The 20,664-nt window shown below is 70.5% G+C and carries 17 protein-coding genes; 3 read left to right on the top strand and 14 right to left on the bottom strand.

Translation table 11 applies throughout. The annotated features are described in order from the left end of the window. Positions 1 to 145: 145 nt before the first annotated feature. Complete coding sequence (eno, locus tag N865_RS11070; protein WP_034805500.1) at positions 146 to 1,447, bottom strand: phosphopyruvate hydratase; 1,302 nt, start codon at positions 1,445 to 1,447, stop codon at positions 146 to 148. A gap of 385 nt (positions 1,448 to 1,832) precedes the next feature. Between eno and N865_RS11065 the strand changes: the two genes are divergently transcribed. Then, on the top strand, positions 1,833 to 3,314 hold the full coding sequence (locus N865_RS11065; RefSeq protein WP_245603730.1) for a sugar transferase: 1,482 nt from the start codon (positions 1,833 to 1,835) through the stop codon (positions 3,312 to 3,314). Between the two features lie 64 nt (positions 3,315 to 3,378). Here N865_RS11065 and N865_RS11060 read toward each other — a convergent pair whose 3' ends face one another. The 6 genes from N865_RS11060 to N865_RS11035 form a co-directional block, all read right to left on the bottom strand. Next, positions 3,379 to 4,347, bottom strand: coding sequence for a MazG family protein (locus N865_RS11060; RefSeq protein ID WP_034805497.1), 969 nt, complete (start codon positions 4,345 to 4,347; stop codon positions 3,379 to 3,381). A 16-nt stretch (positions 4,348 to 4,363) separates the two neighbouring features. Next, positions 4,364 to 4,924 carry a SurA N-terminal domain-containing protein gene (locus N865_RS11055; RefSeq protein WP_051510465.1) on the bottom strand — a complete coding sequence of 187 codons (561 nt, stop codon included), beginning with the start codon at positions 4,922 to 4,924 and terminating at the stop codon, positions 4,364 to 4,366. Positions 4,925 to 4,958: 34 nt separating this feature from the next. Beyond that, positions 4,959 to 8,582 carry a transcription-repair coupling factor gene (mfd, locus tag N865_RS11050; protein ID WP_034805494.1) on the bottom strand — a complete coding sequence of 1,208 codons (3,624 nt, stop codon included), beginning with the start codon at positions 8,580 to 8,582 and terminating at the stop codon, positions 4,959 to 4,961. A gap of 287 nt (positions 8,583 to 8,869) precedes the next feature. Further along, the gene (pth, locus tag N865_RS11045; RefSeq protein WP_034805491.1) at positions 8,870 to 9,499 is read right to left on the bottom strand and encodes an aminoacyl-tRNA hydrolase; all 630 of its coding nucleotides are present in this window, start codon (positions 9,497 to 9,499) and stop codon (positions 8,870 to 8,872) included. Between the two features lie 48 nt (positions 9,500 to 9,547). Further along, on the bottom strand, positions 9,548 to 10,216 hold the full coding sequence (locus tag N865_RS11040) for a 50S ribosomal protein L25/general stress protein Ctc (RefSeq protein ID WP_034805490.1): 669 nt from the start codon (positions 10,214 to 10,216) through the stop codon (positions 9,548 to 9,550). Between the two features lie 431 nt (positions 10,217 to 10,647). Then, entirely contained in the window at positions 10,648 to 11,625 is a 978-nt protein-coding gene (locus N865_RS11035; RefSeq protein WP_245603729.1) for an EamA family transporter, read from the bottom strand. A 140-nt stretch (positions 11,626 to 11,765) separates the two neighbouring features. On the opposite strand from N865_RS11035, the gene N865_RS11030 reads away from it, so the two are divergent. After that, positions 11,766 to 12,296 (top strand): CGNR zinc finger domain-containing protein, encoded by a 531-nt coding sequence (locus tag N865_RS11030; RefSeq protein ID WP_034805486.1) that lies wholly within the window; start codon positions 11,766 to 11,768, stop codon positions 12,294 to 12,296. Between the two features lie 85 nt (positions 12,297 to 12,381). Here N865_RS11030 and N865_RS11025 read toward each other — a convergent pair whose 3' ends face one another. The 5 genes from N865_RS11025 to N865_RS11005 all read right to left on the bottom strand — a co-directional run bounded on the left by N865_RS11025 (position 12,382) and on the right by N865_RS11005 (position 17,571). Continuing rightward, positions 12,382 to 13,362, bottom strand: a complete 981-nt coding sequence (locus N865_RS11025; protein WP_034805483.1) for a ribose-phosphate diphosphokinase — start codon at positions 13,360 to 13,362, stop codon at positions 12,382 to 12,384. Continuing rightward, positions 13,362 to 14,870 (bottom strand): bifunctional UDP-N-acetylglucosamine diphosphorylase/glucosamine-1-phosphate N-acetyltransferase GlmU, encoded by a 1,509-nt coding sequence (gene glmU, locus N865_RS11020; RefSeq protein WP_034805480.1) that lies wholly within the window; start codon positions 14,868 to 14,870, stop codon positions 13,362 to 13,364. Before glmU ends, N865_RS11025 begins: the two co-directional genes overlap by 1 nt. Before the next feature lie 403 nt (positions 14,871 to 15,273). Further along, entirely contained in the window at positions 15,274 to 15,750 is a 477-nt protein-coding gene (locus N865_RS11015; protein ID WP_034805477.1) for an iron chaperone, read from the bottom strand. 110 nt (positions 15,751 to 15,860) lie between these two features. Further along, positions 15,861 to 16,268 (bottom strand): VOC family protein, encoded by a 408-nt coding sequence (locus tag N865_RS11010; RefSeq protein ID WP_034805558.1) that lies wholly within the window; start codon positions 16,266 to 16,268, stop codon positions 15,861 to 15,863. Positions 16,269 to 16,500: 232 nt separating this feature from the next. Then, positions 16,501 to 17,571 carry a phytanoyl-CoA dioxygenase family protein gene (locus N865_RS11005; protein ID WP_034805475.1) on the bottom strand — a complete coding sequence of 357 codons (1,071 nt, stop codon included), beginning with the start codon at positions 17,569 to 17,571 and terminating at the stop codon, positions 16,501 to 16,503. A 221-nt stretch (positions 17,572 to 17,792) separates the two neighbouring features. Between N865_RS11005 and N865_RS11000 the strand changes: the two genes are divergently transcribed. Further along, positions 17,793 to 19,265, top strand: coding sequence for a glycosyltransferase family 39 protein (locus N865_RS11000; RefSeq protein ID WP_084328147.1), 1,473 nt, complete (start codon positions 17,793 to 17,795; stop codon positions 19,263 to 19,265). A gap of 307 nt (positions 19,266 to 19,572) precedes the next feature. On the opposite strand, the gene N865_RS23530 is transcribed toward N865_RS11000, so the two are convergent. Next, entirely contained in the window at positions 19,573 to 19,707 is a 135-nt protein-coding gene (locus N865_RS23530) for a transposase (RefSeq protein ID WP_084328146.1), read from the bottom strand. Between the two features lie 69 nt (positions 19,708 to 19,776). Further along, on the bottom strand, positions 19,777 to 20,304 hold the full coding sequence (locus N865_RS10990) for a hypothetical protein (RefSeq protein WP_034805470.1): 528 nt from the start codon (positions 20,302 to 20,304) through the stop codon (positions 19,777 to 19,779). Positions 20,305 to 20,664 lie beyond the last annotated feature (360 nt).

Here is a 20,664-nt window from a genome sequence, read left to right as displayed (position 1 = left end):
CCCTGCCCGGCTCGCACCAGCGCGGGGGGTGCTGCGCGGGCCAGGCGTGCGCCCAGAGGACGAGCGCCCGCCACCCGCCCGGCCGCTCGACGACGAGCGGCCCGGGCGGGGCGGCGTGCGGTCACCCATGGCAGTCGAGCCTCGCTCAGGCGTCCGCGCCGAAGCGTGAGACGTCGAAGCGGGGGAACGCTCCGGCGCCGGCGTAGACCGCGGCGTCGTCGAGCTCCTCCTCGATGCGGAGCAGCTGGTTGTACTTCGCCACCCGCTCGGAGCGGGCGGGGGCACCCGTCTTGATCTGGCCGCAGTTCGTCGCGACGGCGAGGTCGGCGATCGTGACGTCCTCGGTCTCGCCCGAGCGGTGGCTCATCATGCAGCGGTAGCCGTTGGTCTGGGCCAGCGTCACGGCGTCGAGCGTCTCGGTCAGGGTGCCGATCTGGTTGACCTTGACGAGGAGCGCGTTGGCCGTGCGGGTCGAGATGCCCTTGGCGAGGCGCTCCGGGTTGGTCACGAAGAGGTCGTCGCCGACGATCTGGACCTTGTCGCCGAGCAGGTCGGTCATGGCCTTCCAGCCGTCCCAGTCCTCCTCGTTGAGCGGGTCCTCGATGGACACGAGCGGGTAGGCCTCGACGAGCTCGGCGTAGTAGGCGACCATCTCGTCGGCGGACTTCTTGGCGCCCTCGAAGGTGTAGGAGCCGTCCTCGAAGAACTCGGACGCCGCGACGTCGAGCGCGAGCGCGATGTCGCGTCCCGGAACGTAGCCGGCAGCCTTGATGGCCTCGACGATGAGATCCAGGGCGGCCCGGTTGGACTCGAGGTCAGGGGCGAATCCGCCCTCGTCGCCGAGTCCGGTGGCGAGGCTGCGCTCACCGAGGACCTTCTTGAGCGCGTGGTAGACCTCGGCGCCCCAGCGCAGGGCCTCGCGGAAGGTCGGCGCGCCGATCGGCGCGATCATGAACTCCTGGATGTCGACGTTGGAGTCTGCGTGCGACCCGCCGTTGAGGATGTTCATCATCGGCACCGGCAGGACGTGGGCGTTGGGCCCGCCGACGTACCGGAAGAGGGGCAGGCCGGCCGACTCGGCCGCGGCGTGCGCGACGGCGAGCGAGACACCGAGGATCGCGTTGGCGCCGAGGTTCTCCTTGTTGCTCGAGCCGTCGAGGGCCATCATCTCGGCGTCGATGAGCCGCTGCTCGCTCGCGTCGAAGCCGATGAGGCGCGGGTTGATCTCCTCGACCACGGCGTCGACCGCCTGCGCCACGCCCTTGCCGAGGTAGCGGCCCTTGTCGCCATCACGCCGCTCGGAGGCCTCGAAGGCTCCCGTCGACGCGCCCGACGGCACGGCGGCCCGGGCGAAGGTCCCGTCGTCGAGACGGATCTCGACCTCGACGGTGGGGTTGCCTCGCGAGTCCAGGATCTCGCGGGCGCCAATCTCCTCAATGCTGGCCACTACTGCTCCTGTGGTCGAGTCGTGGGCCGGGCGGCCCCACCAGACGCCTCCCGCCCTCCGCGGCGCGGGGTGACGGGACATCGGGCTCCGACTCGGGTGGGGCGCTCCGGAACTGGTACGGACCGAGCCTAGCTCGTGCGTCGGCCGCGCCGAACGACCGACCCGGCATGCGGGCGGCCCTGTCCACGTAGGACACGGTGGAGTCCCATCAGCGGCGCTGTCGCGACATACGCCGACAAAGCGCGCGAATCGTCCCACGGATTTACCCGATGCTTACCAAAGGACGGAGGAAGACGGCATACTCGCCTGTGTTGCCTCGGGGGGCGACACTTTGTTGTTTCGGTGCCGGAGTCCGCCGGGGGGTGGGTATTACATGGGTCAGCCCATGCGTGAGTCGGGGTTGGCCCTGCTCGATGTCAGCGCGCGCCCGACCTCGCAGCCGCTGAGCGAGCGGTCCCGGGGGGTCCGGATCCTGCAGCTGGCGATCGCCGGGGGTGACCTGCTAGTCATCAGCCTCGCGACGGTCCTCGCCGCGGTCGGGCGCACGCATCTCGGGCTCTTCTCCGCCACCGCGGACGTCAACGACGTGGCCCAGTCCGTCGGCGTCTGGATCGTGGCGGGCTGGATGCTCGCCAACGTCGCGCTCGGCACCTACGCACGCGGCTACCTCGGGGTCGGCACGATCGAGTACGCCCGGATCCTCTCGGCCGCCGGCTGCACGGCCGGTCTCATCGGGATCATGAGCTACCTGACGAAGTTCAACCTCTCCCGCGGGTTCTTCGTCCTCATGTTCGTCATCGGCATCCCGCTCCTGCTCCTCTGGCGCCGGATCGCCCGCCGGCTCGTCCACCGGGCCCACGCGCGCGGACTGCTCCTCACCCGGGTCCTCATCTCCGGCTCGCCCGGCCACGTCGACGACGTCGCCGCGGTCCTCGAGCGCGAGTCATGGCTCGGTTACCGCATCATCGGGGCGCTGCTCCCCGAGGGCGCGGCGCGGGGGACGACGGACCGGGGGGTGCCCGTCGCCGGGCAGACCGACGAGACGGCCGACGCCGTGATCCGCAACGAGGCCGACCTCGTCGTCTTCACCGAGGGTGCCTTCCCGTCCGCAGCCGACTTCCGTCGCATCGCCTGGGAGCTCGAGGGGCACCACGTCCAGATGGCCGTCGTCCCGAGCCTCAGCGACATCTCGTCGGGGCGCATCATGATGCGTCCCGTCGGCGGCCTCCCGCTCGTCCACGTCGAGCAGCCACGCAGCCTCGGCGCCTCGCGCGGTCTCAAGCGCACCTTCGACCTCGTCGGCGCCACGGCGCTGCTCCTGATCGCCTCTCCCCTCATGCTCGCGGCCGCCATCGCCGTCAAGCTGCAGGACGGCGGGCCGATCCTCTTCCGCCAGACGCGGGTCGGGCGCGACGGTGCCCTCTTCGAGTGCCTCAAGTTCCGCAGCATGGTTGTCGACGCCGAGGCCCAGCTGTCGGCGATCACCCACCTCAACGCCAACGCCGACGGCGTCCTCTTCAAGATCCAGCGCGACCCGCGCATCACGCGCGTGGGCCACGTCCTGCGCCGCTACTCCATCGACGAGCTGCCCCAGCTCATCAACGTCATCAACGGCGAGATGAGCCTCGTCGGGCCCCGCCCCGCGCTCCCGGCGGAGGTCCGCCGCTACGTCCCCGACGTCCAGCGTCGCCTGCACGTCCGGCCCGGCATGACCGGCCTGTGGCAGGTGTCGGGCCGCAGCGACCTCTCCTGGGACGACACGGTCCGCCTCGACCTCTACTACGTCGACAACTGGTCGCTCGTCCAGGACCTGTCGATCGTCGCGAAGACGGTCCACGCCGTGATTCGTTCGCGCGGAGCCTACTGAGCCGCAAGCGTTCCCGCACACACCACGGCGACCGTATGCCGCTGGGCCGGGCCCGCGACGCCGCTCAGTCCGTCGTCGGCCCGGCGGTCCCGTCGAGCGCGCGCAGGGTCTCGCGGAGGGCGGCCTCCGCGTCGATCCCCGCGCTCCGGGCCCGGCGCACGACGGCGAGCAGCTCGGCACCGAGGCCCTCGGCGGCGAGGGCCTCGTCGACGAGGTCGGAGCGTCCGGCCTTCTCGAGGCGGCCGATCGCCTTGTGGGCGCGAGCGAGGGCCGGCAGCGAGAGCGGGATGCCCTCGAGCGGGTGCGACCGGTGCTGCTTCTCCTCCGCCTTGATGGTCTCCCAGTTGGCCTCGACCTCGGCCGGCGTGGAGGCGTCGACGTCGGCGAAGACGTGCGGGTGGCGCCGGACGAGCTTGTCGACGAGACCACCGGCGACGTCGTCGATGCCGAACGGCTCGACAGGGTGCTCCTCCGCGACGCGCGCCTGGAAGGCGATCTGGAGCAGCAGATCGCCCAGCTCCTCCTGCATGTGGACGGGGTCACCCGACTCGATGGCCTCGATCGTCTCGTGGCTCTCCTCGAGGAGGTAGGGCACAAGACTCTCGTGCGTCTGCTCGGCGTCCCACGGGCAACCGCCCGGCGAGCGCAGGCGGTCCATGACCGCGACCACGTCGAGCAGCCGCGCACCTGGGACGTCGAAGGAGCCGATGAGCAGCTCCACGTCGGGCGGCTCGGGGAGCCGGCTCACCTCGACCGCGATCGCCTCGTTGAGACCCGGGTCGCCGTCGACCGAACCGATCCAGACGACATCTCCCGACCCCGTAGCCGCGACGAGGTCACGCGCGAGCACGGCGGGGTCGGCGGACTCCTTGGTGTCCACCTCGATTCCCGCCTCGACGACCGCAGCGGCTTGCGGCTCGTCGGGCCGGGCCCACACGGCATACGCCCCCTCGAGCGTCGACCACGCCTCGCGGGTCAGCAGGCCGGGCGCGACGCGCGGCGTCGAGACGAGCAGGACGAGGCGGACGGACACGGAGGGTCGCCGGCGCTCAGCCGGCCGGCGTCGTCGGCGTGGCCGTGGGGGCGGTGCCGGGGGCGATCCAGTTGGGTGTGGTCTGGCCGACGGTGAAGTAGACCGGGCCGTCGTTGGAGTGGATGACCTTGCCGTACCTGGGGTTGACCGAGATGTCGGCCGACTTGAGCTCGGAGCGGTAGGTCGCCACGTCGGCCGGCGTCATCCTCTGCGACTGGATGAGCGCGACGGCGGAGATAAACTCCTTCGTCGTGTCGGTGGCTCCGGGGATCGCAGCGACGGCGTTGGCGTAGGTCTCGTCGGGCTGCCAGCTGCCCGACTTGGCGACGGCCTCCTGCAGGAGCGGCGCCGCGATGAGGGCGGTCACGACGACGTTCTCGGGGAAGTCGAGCTTGGCGTCGTGGAGCTGCTGCGCGGTCTGCTGGACCTCGGCCTGGCTGATGACCTCGCCGTTGACGATGGCCGCCGCCTGCTGGCGGGCACCGAAACCACAGCCGCTGAGCAGGGTCACGGCGCTCAGGCCGACGACGACGGTCGTGGCGAGGCGCCGCGCGGACAGGGCTGACGAAGCCTTCACTGAATTTCCTCCTCTGGCGGATGCGTGTGACATCTTACGGGGCGCCCGCGGCCGACGTGGCCGCGGCCGACGCCATCGCCCCGGCGGCGATGTCGTCGAGCAGGACCGCGGAGATGAGCTGGCGCGCCCACATCAGGATCTCGGTGTTGCGCAGCGGCTTGCCGCCGACCCGGGCGGTCATCGGAACCGGCACGAGCATCGTTCCGAGCGCCTCCTTGACGAGCGTCCCCGGGTAGAGCCGCATGAGCCGCAGCTGCTGGCTCTCGCGCAGGTCCTTGACCGGGCCGAAGCGCACGACCTTGCCCTGCAGGCCGATGTCGCCGATCTTCGCCCTGCGGGCGACGACACGCAGGCGGGCGACCTCGAGGAGGTTCTGGACCGGCTCGGGCGGAGCACCGTAGCGGTCGCGCAGCTCGGCCTCGATCTCGTCGACGGCCTCGAACGTCTCGACGGTCGCGAGCTTCTTGTAGGCCTCGAGACGCAGCCGCTCCCCCGGCACGTAGTCGTGGGGCAGGTGGGCGTCGACGGGCAGCTCGATCTTGATCTCGGCCGGCACGTCGGTCGTCTCGCCGCGGAAGTCGGCGACGGCCTCGCCGATGAGGCGGACGTAGAGGTCGAAGCCGACGCCGGCGATGTGGCCGGACTGCTCGCCGCCGAGCAGGTTGCCAGCGCCGCGGATCTCGAGGTCCTTCATCGCCACCTGCATGCCGGCGCCGAGGTCGGTGTGGCTCGCGATCGTGCGGAGGCGGTCGTGCGCCGTCTCCGTGAGCGGCTTCTCGGGCGGGTAGAGGAAGTAGGCGTACGCCCGCTCACGTCCACGACCGACCCGACCCCGGAGCTGGTGCAGTTGCGAGAGGCCGAGCATGTCGGCGCGCTCGACGATGAGAGTGTTGGCGTTGCTGATGTCGAGGCCGGTCTCGACGATCGTCGTGCAGACGAGCACGTCGAAGCGCTTCTGCCAGAAGTCCTCGACGACCGCCTCGAGCTTGTGCTCGCCCATCTGGCCGTGGGCCGTCGCGATGCGGGCCTCGGGCACGAGCTCGCGCAGGCGGGCCGCCGCCTTCTCGATGCTCGACACCTTGTTGTGGACGAAGAAGACCTGGCCCTCGCGGAGCAGCTCGCGCCGGATCGCCGCCGTGATCTGCTTCTCGTCGTAGCCGCCGACGAAGGTGAGGACCGGGTGGCGCTCCTCGGGCGGCGTCGCGAGCGTGGACATCTCGCGGATGCCGGTCACGGCCATCTCGAGCGTGCGCGGGATGGGGGTCGCCGACATGGACAGGACGTCGACGGCCGTGCGCATCGTCTTGAGCAGCTCCTTGTGCTCGACGCCGAACCGCTGCTCCTCGTCGATGATGACGAGGCCGAGGTCCTTGAAGCGGACCTCCTTGGCGAGCAGCCGGTGCGTGCCGATGACGAGGTCGATCGTGCCGTCGGCGATCCCGTCGAGGACGTCCTTGGCCTCCCGGTCCGTCTGGAACCGCGAGAGCGCAGCGACCTTGACAGGGAACTGCGCGTAGCGCTCCGAGAAGGTCTGAAAGTGCTGGCTGACGAGCAGAGTGGTCGGCACGAGGACGGCGACCTGCTTGCCGTCCTGGATCGCCTTGAAGGCCGCCCGGACCGCGATCTCCGTCTTGCCGTAGCCGACGTCGCCGCAGATGAGCCGGTCCATCGGGACCTGCTTCTCCATGTCGGCCTTGACCTCGTCGATGCTCGAGAGCTGGTCGGGCGTCTCGACGTAGGCGAAGGCCTCCTCGAGCTCGCGCTGCCACGGGGTGTCCGCGCTGAACGCGTGGCCCTTCGTCGCCTGGCGCGCGCTGTAGAGGCGGATGAGGTCGGCGGCGATCTGCTTGACGTAGCGCTTGGCCCGCGACTTGGTCTTGGTCCAGTCGGAGCCGCCCATCTTGTTGAGCGTCGGCTCCTCGCCGCCGACGTACTTCGTCACCTGGTCGAGCTGGTCGGTCGGGACGAAGAGCCGGTCGCCCGGCTGTCCCCGCTTCGACGCGGCGTACTCGATGACAAGGTACTCGCGAGTCGCGCCGGCCACGGTGCGCTGCATCATCTCGACGAAGCGCCCGACCCCGTGCTGCTCGTGGACGACGAAGTCGCCCGGCCGCAGCTGCAGGGGGTCGACCTGGTTGCGCCGGCGGGACGGCATACGACGCATGTCCTTGGTGGACGGTCCGCCACCGGGCTGACCGGTGAGGTCGGTCTCGGTGAGGACCTCGAGGCGCTCGCCCTCGTGGACGAACCCACGCCCGAGCGGCGCGGTGCACACCGAGACGATCCCGGCCTCGAGCTCGCCCCCGGCGAGCGCCCGCACGGGCACCTCCTGCTCGCGCAGCACCTCCTCGACGCGCTTGGCGAGACCCGGCCCCTCGGTGACGACCGCGACGCGCCAGCCCTCGGCGGCGCGCTCGCGCAGGTGGCCGACGGCACGCTCGGTGTCGCCGCGGAACGCCTCCGGGTCGACCGTGCGCACGGCGAGCCGCGCGTCGACGTCGTCGTCCTCGATGACGAGCTCTTCGTCGGCGGCGAACGGCGTCAGGGTCCACCAGGCGCGGTCGTGCGCGATCGCGTGGGCACGGACCTGCGCGAGGGTCCAGTAGGACGCGCTGCCGAGGAGGGACTGCAGGTCGACGGGGACCGCGTTGCCGGCAGCCGCGTTGGCCCAGCTCGCCTCGAGGAACTCGTCGCTCGTGGCGACGAGGTCGTGGGCGCGACGGCGGATCCGCTCGGGGTCGGCCAGGACGATGATCGACTCTGCGGGCAGGACGTCGAGGACCGGCTCCATGCCGTCGACGAGGGCGGGCGCGAGCGACTCCATGCCCTCGACGGCGATGCCCTCGGCGACCTTGGAGAGCATGTCGGCGACGCCGGGCAGCTGGTCGGCGAGGGCCTTGGCCCGGGCGCGGACGCTCTCGGTGAGAAGGACCTCGCGACACGGCGGTGCCCAGAGCCCGTGCTCCGCGATCTCGAGGGAGCGCTGGTCGGCGACCTTGAACCACCGCACCTCCTCGACGGTGTCGCCCCAGAACTCGACGCGGACCGGGTGCTCCTCCGTCGGGGGGAAGACGTCGAGGATGCCGCCGCGGACCGCGAACTCACCCCGCCGTTCGACGAGGTCGGTCCGCGTGTAGGCGGCGCCCACGAGCGCCTCGACGACGTCGCCGAGCGGCCGCTCGTCGCCGGCGCGCAGGGCCACGGGCACGAGCTCGCCGAGTCCGCGCGTGACCGGTTGGAGGATCGCCCGCACCGGGGCGACGACGACGGAGAGCGGGCCGTATGCCGTGTCGTCGGGATCGGGGTGCGCCACCCGTCGCAGCACGGCGAGGCGGCGGCCGACGGTGTCGCTCCGGGGCGAGAGCCGCTCGTGGGGCAGCGTCTCCCACGAGGGGAAGACGGCGAGACGCTCGGCCGGCAGGAACGCGCCGAGGGCGTCGGAGAGGTCCTCGGCCTCGCGGGTCGTCGCGGTGACCACGAGGACCGGCGCGCCGGTACCCGCGGCCTCCGCGGCGACGCGTTCGGCCAGGGCTGAGACGAGGAAGGGGCGGGTGCCGTCGCTGGCGGACACGTCGACGAGGCGCGAGCGACCGACCTCGGCGAGGACACGTTGGACGTCGGGCAGGGCCTGGAAGGCAGGCAGAAGTGCGTGAGGCATCAGATCCCCCAGTCTAGTGACAGCTGGGGACACCGCTTGGCGGCCGCCGACCTGGTCATGCCGCCCGCCTCAGCCGGGTGTGCCACCCCCGCGAAGTGAACGCGGTGTTCGGTGTCGAACTCAGCGGTGTACCGCTGAGTTCGACACCGAACACCGCGTTCACGCCGCAGGGGGCAGGGGGCAGGGGGAAGGGGCGGGGGCGGGTGCGCCGCGGGCGGAGAGCCCCGGCCGGGAACGAGCCCAGCGGCATACGGAAGTGTCGGTCGGGCCGACCCAGCCGGTGTGGCTCAGCGGGGCGCGTGGAAGCGCTGCTGCGCGTCGACGAGGCCCAGCGCGATGAGCGCCTCGACGGCGTCGGCCGCGTCGTCGAGCAGGAACGGCAGGTTGTCGCGCTCGGACCTGGAGAAGTCGCGCAGCACGTAGTCGGCCGGGTCCATCCGGCCGGGCGGCCGGCCGATGCCGATGCGGACGCGGAGGTAGTCCTTCGAGCCGATCGACTGGGAGATCGAGCGGAGGCCGTTGTGGCCGCCCTCGCCGCCGCCGCGCTTGAGCCGGATCGCGCCCGCCTCGATGTCGAGCTCGTCGTGCAGGACGATGAGCCGCTCGACCGGGATGCCGTAGTAGTTCATGAGCCCAGCGACGGGACCGCCCGAGGTGTTCATGTACGTGCTCGGCACCGCGAGGACGACCTTCGGGCCGGGTGCCCCGCCGGCGGCCGTCCCGAGCCGGATCTCGGCGACCTTCGCGCGAGCCTTGTGGGACTTGAACGCCGCGCGGGAGCCGGAGGCGCGGCTGCCCGCGACGCCGTTGGCGTCGCGGGCAGCGAGCTCCTCGATGGCCATGGCGCCGACGTTGTGCCGGTTACCGGCGTACTCCGGGCCGGGGTTCCCCAGTCCGACGACGAGCCAGGTGTCCATGGGTCCTCTCGGGATGTGACGTGGTGCCGACGTGGGTCAGCCGAAGGCTCAGGCCTCCTCGGAAGCCTCCGGCGCCTCGGCAGTGGGGGCCTCGGTGCCCTCGGCCTCACCCTCCTCCTCGCGGACGATGCCGGCCTCGGCCTCGGCCTCGGCGAGCTCCGCCTCGGCCGCAGCCTCGGAGATGGCGGCGGTCACGTTGACGACGAGGGCCTCGGCGTCGGTGACGAGCGTCGCACCCTGGGGGAGCTCGACGGCGCCGGCGTGGATCTGCGTGCCGGCCTCGAGGCCCTCGACGGAGACGACGAGCGTCTCGGGGATGTTCGTGGCCTCGACCTCGAGCTGGAGGGAGGTGTGGTCGAGCGTGACGATCGTCTCGGGCGCGGCGTCACCCTCGAGGTGGACGGCAACGTCGACGGTGACCTTCTCGCCACGACGGACGACGACGAGGTCGACGTGGTCGATGACCGGCTTGATCGGGTCGCGCTGGACGTCCTTCGCGAGGGCGAGCTGCTCGTCGCCGTCGATGACGATCGTGAGGAGGGCGTTGGCCTGCTTGAGGGCCATCATCGTGTCGTGGCCCGGAAGGGAGATGTGGACCGGGTCGGTGCCGTGGCCGTACATGACGGCGGGGATGTTGCCGGCGCGGCGGATCTTGCGGGCGGCGCCCTTGCCGAAGTCGCTGCGCTTCTCGGCGACGAGCTTGGTGGTGTCAGACACGGTGTTCTCCTGAGGTCTTCTGGAATGAGGCGGGCTGGCGGTCGGCCTCGACGCGGGACGGTGCGCGGATGGTTCGGTCGTGGGGGCGGTCCGCGCGCAGAGGCGGACCTGACCGAGAAGTCAGGACCCACCGCGTCGATTACGGAGTCGCGTCACACCCGCCGGAGCGGCCGTGCATCGTCCCTCGCCGAGGCAACTGGTCGATCTTACGGGACGCACGCGACGCGCGTGAAATCCGTCGCCCGCGGGGGCCCACGCCGGGCCCTCCCGAGTGGTATGCCGCTGAGCCACGCGCCGTGTCGACCCCTCCCCTTGCCCACCGAACGCCGCGCTCATTCTCGAACTCAGTGTTATGCCGGTGCGTTCGAGAACGAACGCCGCGTTCGGTTCGAAGAGGCGGGGGGGCAGTGAGGCCGAGGACCGCGTCCCTCTCAGGGGAGGGCGGCGGTCGCGACCGGCGCCTCGACCACCGTGGTGGCCTCCGCCGGAGCCCGGGACTCGTCGATTCGCACAGCCACGACGCCGCCGATGATGAGGAGACCGCCAAAGAGCTGGATCGGGGTCGGCAGCTCTGCGAGGACGACCCAGGCGAAGACGACCGCGAAGAGCACCTCGGTCAGGGCGACGAAGGAGGCGACCTTGGCGCCGAGCATCCGGACCGCGGCGATCCCCGTGACATAGGCGAAGGCGGCGGCGACGAGCGCGATGACGAGAACCGGCACCCACCAGGGCACGAGAGTCCCCGCGAGGGTCACCTGACTCGCACCGCGGGTCGTGTCGAGCAGCCCGGTCAGGCCGGCGATCCACAGGGCGACCGCGCCGACCGCGAGCCCGCCGCCGGCAAGCCCGAGCGGCGGAACGTCGGCGTCGACGTGTGCGGCGAGGAGGAAGTAGAGGACGAGGCACACCGCCGCACCGAGCCCCCAGAGCACCCCGACGAGGCTGACGCTCGCCTGGCCGGTGACGTCGAGGACGAGCAGGAGCCCGAGGACGGCCAGCGCCACCCCGACGATCGTGTGCAGGCGCGGCCGCTGCCGGTGGCGCAGCCAGAGCCAGCCGACGATGAGGACCGGCGCGAGGTACTCGAGGAGCAGGGCCACGCCGACGGACAGGTGGGTGACGGCATAGAAGTAGGCGAGCTGGCAACCGGCGACCCCGGTCAGCCCGTAGCCGACGACGACCCAGGCGTTGCGACGCATCACACGCCACCGGCCGCGCATCGCGACGACGGTCGGGACGAGGAGCACGAGCGCCGCGAGCGTGATGCGGATCGTGACGACCGCCCCGGGCGCCCACCCGCCGAGGAGGAGCGACTTGGCGAAGGCGCCCGAGGTCGCGAAGGCCGCCGCCGATGCGAGCGCGACGCCGACCCCGACGAGCGGGTGCCGCGTCGTCGTCGATGCGTCCATGTCGAGCCTCCTCCAGAGAGCCGGCACCCCGCGCAGCGCGATCGGCATGTCAGCACCAAAAGTGATTAGACTCATGACACTAGCTACCTCGGACGTCAGGAGTCAACAGGTTGTTCACCCATGACACTGAAGTCGCCCTCATGGCGGCCGCGGCGCTCGTCAACACGATGCCCGGGCGACTCGACGGCGACTCGAGCGAGGACACGCTCGCGTCGGTCGACGACCTCGAGCGGCTCTACGCCGAGCACGGCTGGACCGGCCGCTTCGACCGCGACGCCGCCGAGCTGGACGCCGTCCGGGCCCTGCGCCCGCGGCTACGCGGCTTCTGGGAGCTCGACGAGGCCGCGGTCGTGACGCTCGTCAACGACCTGCTCGCGGAGGCCCGCGCCGTGCCCCGGCTCGTCGACCACGACGGCCTCGGCTGGCACATCCACGCGACGCCGCAGGACGCCCCCCTCCCCCAGCGCATGGCCGTGGAGGCCGCCATCGCCGTCGTCGACGTCGTCCGCGCCGGCGAGCTCGACCGGCTGCGCGTCTGCGAGGCCGAGGACTGCGACGACGTCGTCGTCGACCTCTCGCGCAACCGCTCGCGCCGGTTCTGCGAGGGCGGCTGCGCCGCGAGGGCGCACACCGCCGCCTACCGCGCGCGCAAGGCCGCCGCAACCGCCTGACCACCCGACCCACGACACAGGCAACGTATGCCGCTGAGCCGGCTCAGCGGCATACGTGCCCTCGCGCGGGCGCCGGGACGGTCGGTCAGGCCTTGCCGTCGAAGAGGCTCGTGACGGAACCGTCCTCGAAGACCTCGCGGATCGCCATGGAGACGAGCGGGGCGATCGAGAGGACCTCGAGCTTGTCGAACCTACGGTCCTCGGGGATCGGCAGCGTGTTGGTCACGATGACCTCGTCGACCTTGCAGGCCTTGAGGCGGTCGACGGCCGGGCCGGAGAGGATCGCGTGCGTCGCCGCGATGACGACGGCCTCGGCGCCCTGGTCGATGAGCGCGTCGGCCGCCTTCGTGATCGTGCCGGCCGTGTCGATCATGTCGTCGACGAGGACGCAGACGCGACCCTTGATCTCGCCGACGACGCGGTTGGCGACGACCTCGTTGGGCCGGTTGATGTCACGCGTCTTGTGGATGAAGGCGAGCGGGCAGCCACCGAGGCGCTCCGACCAGTCCTCGGCGACCTTGATCCGGCCGGCGTCGGGCGAGACGACCGCGAGGTCGAGGTGACCGTACTTCTCACGGACGTAGCTCGAGAGGATCGGCAGCGCCATGAGGTGGTCGACCGGTCCGTCGAAGAAGCCCTGGATCTGCGCCGTGTGCAGGTCGACGGCCATGAGGCGGTCGGCGCCGGCCGTCTTGAACAGGTCGGCCATGAGGCGGGCCGAGATCGGCTCGCGCCCGCGGTGCTTCTTGTCCTGGCGGGCGTAGCCGTAGAACGGCAGGACGACGGTGATCCGTTTCGCCGAGGCGCGCTTGAGCGCGTCGATCATGATGAACTGCTCCATGATCCACTCGTTGATCGGCGCCGTGTGGCTCTGGATGACGAAGGCGTCAGACCCGCGCACCGACTCCTCGTAGCGCACGTAGATCTCGCCGTTGGCGAAGTCGTAGGCCGAGGTGGGGACGATCTCGGTGCCGAGCAGCCGGGCGACCTCCTGGGACAGCTGGGGGTGCGCCCGGCCCGAGAAGACCATGAGGTGCTTCTCCGTCGTCTTGTTGATCCCGGTCATCAGTGGACGTCCTTCGGCTCGGTGGCGACGGTCTCGTGGTCGGTGCTGTCCTCGTCGGCAGGAGTCGGCTCGCCCGCGGCCGCGCGCAGGGCGGCCTCCGCCGCTGCCGCGGTCGCGGTGCCCTCGCGGCGCCGCGCGACCCAGCCGTCGACGTTGCGCTGCTGGGCGCGGGTCACGGCCAGCTGCCCGGGGCCGACGTCGCTGACCACGGCGGACCCGGCCGCGACGTAGGAGCCGTCGGCGATCGTGCGCGGCGCGACGATCACGGAGTTGCTCCCGACGAAGCTCTGCGCCCCGACGGTCGTGTGGCCCTTGGTGACGCCGTCGTAGTTGGCGAAGATCGTGCCCGCGCCGATGTTGGCACCCTCCCCGATCGTCGCGTCGCCGCAGTAGGTCAGGTGCGGGACCTTCGCGCCGTCGCCGATCTGGGCGTTCTTCGTCTCGACGAAGCCGCCGATCTTGCCGCGAGCGCCGAGGACCGTGCCCGGGCGCAGGTAGGAGAAGGGGCCGACGGTCGCGCCGGCGCCGATCTGGGCGAGCTCGGCCTGGGTCCTCACGACGCTGGCCCCGTCGCCGACCTCGACGTCCTTGAGGGTCGTGTCGGGACCGATGACGCACTCGGACCCGATCGTCGTCGCGCCGTGGATCTGGGTGCCGGGGTGCACCACGGTGTCGGGGCCGATCGTGACGTCGGCGTCGATCCACGTCGTGGCCGGGTCGACGACGACGGCACCGTCGCGCATCGCCTGCTCGACGGTCCGGCGGTTGAGCTCGGCTCCGAGGCGCGCGAGCTGGACCTTGTCGTTGACGCCCTCGGTCTGCCACAGGTCGGCGATGAGGTGCGCGTGGACGGGCAGGCCGCGTCGGCGCGCGATCGCGACGACGTCGGTGAGGTACTTCTCGCCCTGGACGTTGTCGGTGCCGACCTCGGCGAGCGCCTCGCGCAGGACGACCGAGTCGAAGGCGTAGATGCCGCTGTTGACCTCGCGGATGGCCCGCTGGTTCTCGGTAGCGTCCTTCTGCTCGACGATCGCCTCGATGCCACCGTCGGCGCCGCGGAGGACCCGGCCGTATCCGGTCGGGTCCTCGAGGGAGGCGGTGATGACGGTGACGGCGCTCGCCGTGCCCTCGTGGGCTGCGACGAGGCCCCGGAGCGTCTCCGAGGTGAGGAGCGGAACGTCGCCATAGGTGACGACGACCGTGCCGGTGAGATCGGGAGGCAGCGCCTCGAGCGCGCACTCGACGGCGCGGCCGGTGCCCTTGACCTCGTCCTGGTCGGCGACGACGGCCTCCGGCGCGACCTCGGCGACGTGGTCTGCGACGCGGTCGCGCTGGTGGCGCACGACGACAGCCAGGTGCTCGGGCGCAACGCCCCGCGCCGCGTGGATGGCGTGGTCGAGGAGACTGCGGCCCCCGATCGTGTGCAACACCTTCGGGGTGTTCGACTTCATGCGTGTGCCCTCGCCTGCAGCGAGGACGATCACGGCGGTCGGCCGTAGATCGCTCACGGGTCGCAGCTCCTCTTGGTCGGGTGCAGCGCGGACCCCGGGCCGGCGGCGTCGGGGAGCGCCGTCGCCATGCTACTAGCGGCAGATACGCACCCCCTCCCTGTGTCGTGGGCCGGGCGTGACCGCCGTCACGTCCGTCCCCTTCGTGCTGGGCGGGTGCTCCGACGAGGTCGTATGCCGCTGGGCTCGCTCCGTGCCACCCGATGCTCCCGTCACGGTCGAGCCGGTCCAGGCGCGGTGGCGGCCGGGACCGCTGCGCAGTGCCGCGCCCGCATCGAGGAGTTCCTCGATGCGGGCGGTTGGCCGGTGATTCTCTACTACAGGGAGCCCCGACACGCTGATCGACGGGCTCTTCGACGGCCCCTGGAGTCCGCGTCCCGAGGGTGCCGGCTCGTGCTGGGGCTCAGCTCACGGCTCGCTTGAGCAGGTCCCCGATCCGCTCCTTCACAGCTGCAGTCATGTCCGTCAGGGCGAAGTAGGTCGGCCACATGTCCCCGTCGTCGAGGTTCGCCTGGTCGCTGAAGCCGAGCATCGCGTACCTCGACTTGAACTTGTGGGCGCCCTGGAAGAAGCAGAGGACCTTGCCGTCCTTGGCGTAGGCAGGCATGCCGTACCAGAGCCGGGAGGTGAGACTCGGCGCGGCGTCCTTGACGACCGCGTGCAGCTGCTCGGCCATGACCCGGTCGGCATCCGGCATCTCGGCGATCTTCGCGAGGACGGCAGCCTCCTCGTCGGCCTTGGCGGCCCGTCCGCCGCTGCGCCTCGCCGCCTTGACCTCCTCAGCCCGATCCTTGATGGCGGCGCGCTCCTCCGCGGTGAAGCCCTCGGCCGCCTCGTCCCCGGCGCCCTTGCTTCTCGTGGGCCGCTTCGTGTCCGTCATGGTTGCTCTCCCTCTGTGAGTCTCGTCGGTGACGTTTCCCATTCTTCGGGCCGCGGCCGCCGCGACGCTTCTTGAAAACTGATCGGTTCGGTGGACGTTGTCCGCTCTCGTCAGCCCCCGGTCCCGGCCGGGTCCTTCTCGGTGATCAGCTGGACAAGGTTGCCGCACGTGTCGTCGAGAACGGCCACGACGGCAGGACCGATGTCGGTCGGCGGTTGCGTGAAGGTGACGCCAAGGGCGAGGAGGCGTTCGTGCTCGGCCTCGACGTCGTCGACCGCGAACTGGACCAGCGGGATGCCGTCCTGGACCAGGGCCGCACGGTACGGGCCGACGGCCGGATGGTCAGAGGGTTCGAGCAGGAGCTGCGGACCGTCGGGGTCCTCGGGCGACACCACGGTGAGCCAGGAGTTGTCACCGAGCGGGATGTCGTGGTGGACCGCGAAGCCGAGGACCTCGGTGTAGAAGTTGCGGGCGGCACGCTGGTCGTCGACGTAGATGCTCGTGAGGCGGATCTTCATCAGGTGTCCTTTCGGCGCTCCGGCGGTCGCCACCGGTCGGCGATTCTCGGAGCGCGGGTCGGGGTTGACGTGGTGCAGCTTCGTCCTGTCCAGTCCCTCGGTCGTCATGAGCCCTGCTCTCCAGCACGGCGAGGCGCCCGCCTGCCGCTCCTCAGCCGGGGGGAGGACCCCGCCGAACAGGCCTAACCCTGCACCGAGCATGGCGGGGGTGCCTCCGAGTACGCTCCGCGCGTCAGGAGCCGGACCGCGCCGCCCGGGCTGCCTTCTTCGCCTTCGGAGCCGAGTCGTACCAGCCGGCGCGTGCCCCGCGCAGGACGCCGTTGAGGCGCCGCTTCGTCGCGCGGGCATACCGCTTTGCGAAGTCGACCGGGTACGGGTCCTTGGCTCCGCCCGACGTCGACGGCGCCGGCGCCGGCGCGGAGCTCGCTCCCTGCACGGTCGGCGCGCCCGCTCGCTCGGGATGACGCATGCCTGGGTACCAGAACGGTTCCCAGTTGGCGTTGAGGCCGGCGCGCTTGTCGTCGCGCACCTCGGCAGGAAGGTCGCGCACCACGATGTCGGCGGCCTCGAGGGCCTGGATGATCTCGGGGGTGAACGGCGCCTTGCGCCACGCACCCACCATGTACGTCCGCGTCTTGAGGTAGTCGAGGTAGCGGCGCCCGTGCTTGTCGTCGGCGCCGAGGTGGACGAAGACCGCCATCCGCTCGTCGTGGGCCGGCGCGATCTGCTCGGCAGGGAACGCGTTCCACTCCTTGGGCTCAGGGAAGCGCGCGGTGGGGTCCTTCAACAGCGTGCCGGCCCCGGAGTGGGTCATCCGCATGCTCCAGACCAGCAGGTCACCGGGCTCGTTCTTGACGTAGATGGTCTCGCCTGACGAGAGGTCGCACCTGTCGTGCGAGCCGAGCTTGAGGTTGAGGCCGCCGGTGTGCTGCGTGTGGTCCTGCAGGTAGATGCCGAAGCGCAGCTGCGTGTAGCGGTCGTCCCAGTCGGGGGCCTCCGAGTCCTCGCGATCCGTGTTGTCCTTGTGCCAGGCACGGATGACACCGTTGATGGTGGCCGAGCTGTCACCTCCGTAGAGGACCCTGTCCACGCCGAGCAGCTTCTTGGCCACGGCGACCATCCGCCCGTCGGTGAGCACATGCAGCAGTGGGCCGGTCGCGAGCTCGCCACCCCGCTTCGTCTGCTCGTGGACCTCCTCGCGCATCTGCTTCACCTCCTCGTCGGAGTAGACCCCGGGCAGACGCGCGTAACCGACTTCCCAGAACCGGTCGACATCGAGCTCGGACAGTGCCTGTTCGAACATGTGCACACCCTTGTGGTAGTACGGATCGCTGCTCCGCTCCGTTGTACCAGCCGGAAGCGGTCAGGACTCAGCAAAGTCGTGAGCCTTTTCGTGACGTGCATGGTTGCCAGTCCGCCTCACCGGCGTCGGGGGCACGGGACCACAGTTCGCGCTGGAGTACCCCGCCGCCTCTCCGAGGATCAGCACCTGACTCCCTGCCTTGCTCGCTATCATCGGCCTCGATGACCCAGTCCAGGAACGTTCGATGGATGCCGTGGGCGGTCGGGCTCCTCGCACTGGTCGTCGGCGGGTGGGAGTCGTGGCGACCGGGGCCTTGGCACGATGAGATCGCCACACTGACCGCGGCAGAGCGGTCGTGGGGGGCGCTCTTCACCATGCTGCACCACGTTGACGCGGTGCACGGCCTCTACTACGTCATCGCGAAGTCGTGGGGCATCCTCTGGGGCCCGTCCGTCGACAGCCTGCGAGTCCTGTCTGTCCTCGCTGTGGCGGCCACGTCGGTGCTTCTCACCAGGTTGGCCGCGAGCCTGTGGACGCCGGTGGCGGGGCTGGTCGCGGGGGTCGGGTTCGTCCTGCTCCCCCGGGCTCAGTGGTCGGCCACGGAAGCGCGCTCCTACGCGCTCTCTGCCCTTCTGGTCACGATCGTCGTCGTCTGCCTCGTCCGCACGCTCGAACGGGGCGGCCGGTGGTGGGCCGGCTACGGGCTCGCGCTCTGGGCCGCCGGCGCCCTTTTCGTCTACAGCATGCTGATGCTGCCGGTGCTCGTCGCTGTCGTCGTGCTTCAGCGCCCGCCCGCGAGGTGGATGCAGAGGTTCTGGGCCGTGACGACGGGCGCGTTGCTCGGCGTGGCACCGATCGCGCTGCTGACGATGGGCCAGCGGAGCCAGGTGGCCTGGCTGCAGCGAGTGACGTCATGGAAGACCGCCCTCGCCGGCCCTGCCGCCGTCTTCTTCGACCACACCCGGCCGGTCGGCCTCGTCGTCTGGGGCCTGCTGCTCCTGGCCGGGCTCGTCGTCCTGGTGTGGAACACTCGGCGTCCGCTGTCCGAAGGGACGGGCCTGCTCAGACCGGCGGCCGTGCTCACCCTCGTCCTCGGCTGGAGCGTCGTCCCGCTCGCGACCCTCGAACTGGTCAGCACGGAGTACGCGCTCTTCTACCCGAGATACCTGACGCTGTCCGGACCGGGGGTCGCGCTCCTTCTCGGCGCGTGCGCCGTCGGCCCCGCTGCACGGTGGCGCGCCGCGGTCGCTCTGGGGCTCGTGGCCGCCGTGGCATATGGGCCGTGGAAGGACGCTCGGCGCTGGGACTCCAAGGATGTGCTGCCCCAGGTCGCTGCCACCGTCTCCTCCGATCGCAAGCCGGGCGACGATGTCCTGTTTCCCGCACCCAAGCGTTCGGACCGCACGCCACGGATCGCGATGTACGCATATCCCGAGGCGTTCTCCGGGATGACGGACCTGACGCTCAAGGACTCGTTCGAGACGAGTGGTCAGCTCTGGGAGACCAACCTACCTCTGGCGTCGGTCGCCTCCCGGCTCGCGACCGCGCGACGGATCATCCGGGTCGGCTACGGGACCGTCCAGGGCCTCTCGCCCGAGGAGCAGCGCCTCCTGCGCGCTGCCGGACTTCGCTTGACCCGACAAGACCGGATGGGTGGCTGGTCGGTCATGGTCTTCGATCGGAAGCCACAGTGACCGCCGGGCCCCTGGCGGACACTGCACAGACCTCATGCCGACAGCCGATGGCGTGATCAGCCGGCTCGACGCTCGGACTCTGTGGTCGATAGTTCCCCCTGTGCCCGGAGTGGCCCGGGTCAGGTTCGCGCCGTGCTGGCGAGCGCGATTGATCGTGGAGCCCACGCTCACGACCAGTCGATCCCGTCGAGCACGTCGGCGTGCGTCAGCAACGCGTGTGTACCGGGTTCCAAGTGCCGTCGCCCGAGAACCGGCGGTGCCGCTTCGACACCGCCGGGCACGGCCCGAACCGCTCGGGCAGGTCGCGTCAGGCGATCCCGGGCCGGAACTGAGACCCGATGATCTCCACGATCGTGCGGTGGTCGCGCGACCGGTCGCCCCGCTTGCCGTCCGAGGACGGCATCAAGGGCTCGATCAGCTTCCACCTGGCATCCGTCACCACGGCAGAACGCGACACGGCTAACCATCACAGCCGAGGACACACACATTCGGGAGACAGGGCCCAGTTGTCCTACGGAATCTGAGGAGTAAAGACAATCCTGCCGAGCAGCGTGATGCTGTAGCCGATTCGGTATATCCAGGCATCTGAATCGCGTACAGCCACGTCGACGTCGATCCCGCCGAAGATGTTGCCGACCACCTGCCCGGTCACCGCGTCGCCCACCTCGGTGAAGGAGGTCGGGCGCCACACGTCGACGGCGAAGCCGGCGTTGTCCGACGGGCCCGCGTCGAAGATCGAGCTCAGAGATGCGAAGGGAGCCCACTGGTCGACGGAAAACGCCAGGGACCCCGAAGTCGCAGGCCTAGGAATGCCGTAGTGGTCGATTGCATAGTTGAGGGGCGAAATCGTATCCGGCAGGAATGACACTGTGTCGTGTAGCCACTGGTGAGGGCTGTTACCTTGGATGCTCGCATCCACCACGCCGGTCAGGACGAGCAGCCATCTCTGTTCGTAGACGTCGGGTGGTTGCTCGTTGACGGCGAGCGCAGCCGGAGTGATGAGCCAATTCTGGCCCCAATAGCGTGAGAGTACGTGCATGGGTAATCTCCGAGCCTGGGCGTCAGAGAGATACCGAAATTGGTCCCGGACGGGATCGTCGGGCCACCCAAACGCTGTTATCCGGAGTAGCGGAACAGCGTCACCGCTGTCAAGTGGTTTCACGCCGTCGGTTTGCCTTGCATCGGCCGTACCGACGCGTATTTTCGCCCTGAGGTGTGTGGAATGGCCTGTGGCGCCTTGGAACCCGATTTGGGCTGCATCCGCCCCAACCTGCCCCTTACCTGCAGGGTCCCCGGCACAACGACCTGACTCCGCGATCAAGGCGGCCGGAAGAAGGACCCGGAGTGGGCCACGCAAGGAGCCAACTGCCTCGCCGAGACCATTGGGGCCTGGCAGCCT

Source organism: Intrasporangium oryzae NRRL B-24470, from assembly GCF_000576595.1.
Lineage (GTDB): Bacteria > Actinomycetota > Actinomycetes > Actinomycetales > Dermatophilaceae > Intrasporangium_C > Intrasporangium_C oryzae.
The sequence above is the reverse complement of the archived record's forward strand: the minus strand, read 5'-3'. Positions and strand labels throughout refer to the sequence as shown.

Bases quoted from the DNA above. Each gene is read 5' to 3' on its own strand.
- N865_RS11005 (WP_034805475.1), bottom strand. From the start codon at position 17,571: ATGTTCGAACAGGCACTGTCCGAGCTCGATGTCGACCGGTTCTGGGAA.
- mfd (WP_034805494.1), bottom strand. From the start codon at position 8,582: ATGCCTCACGCACTTCTGCCTGCCTTCCAGGCCCTGCCCGACGTCCAA.
- N865_RS11030 (WP_034805486.1), top strand. From the start codon at position 11,766: ATGGCGGCCGCGGCGCTCGTCAACACGATGCCCGGGCGACTCGACGGC.
- N865_RS11025 (WP_034805483.1), bottom strand. From the start codon at position 13,362: ATGACCGGGATCAACAAGACGACGGAGAAGCACCTCATGGTCTTCTCG.
- N865_RS11000 (WP_084328147.1), top strand. From the start codon at position 17,793: ATGACCCAGTCCAGGAACGTTCGATGGATGCCGTGGGCGGTCGGGCTC.
- pth (WP_034805491.1), bottom strand. From the start codon at position 9,499: ATGGACACCTGGCTCGTCGTCGGACTGGGGAACCCCGGCCCGGAGTAC.
- N865_RS11035 (WP_245603729.1), bottom strand. From the start codon at position 11,625: ATGGACGCATCGACGACGACGCGGCACCCGCTCGTCGGGGTCGGCGTC.
- N865_RS11065 (WP_245603730.1), top strand. From the start codon at position 1,833: ATGCGTGAGTCGGGGTTGGCCCTGCTCGATGTCAGCGCGCGCCCGACC.
- N865_RS11010 (WP_034805558.1), bottom strand. From the start codon at position 16,268: ATGAAGATCCGCCTCACGAGCATCTACGTCGACGACCAGCGTGCCGCC.
- N865_RS10990 (WP_034805470.1), bottom strand. From the start codon at position 20,304: ATGCACGTACTCTCACGCTATTGGGGCCAGAATTGGCTCATCACTCCG.
- N865_RS11015 (WP_034805477.1), bottom strand. From the start codon at position 15,750: ATGACGGACACGAAGCGGCCCACGAGAAGCAAGGGCGCCGGGGACGAG.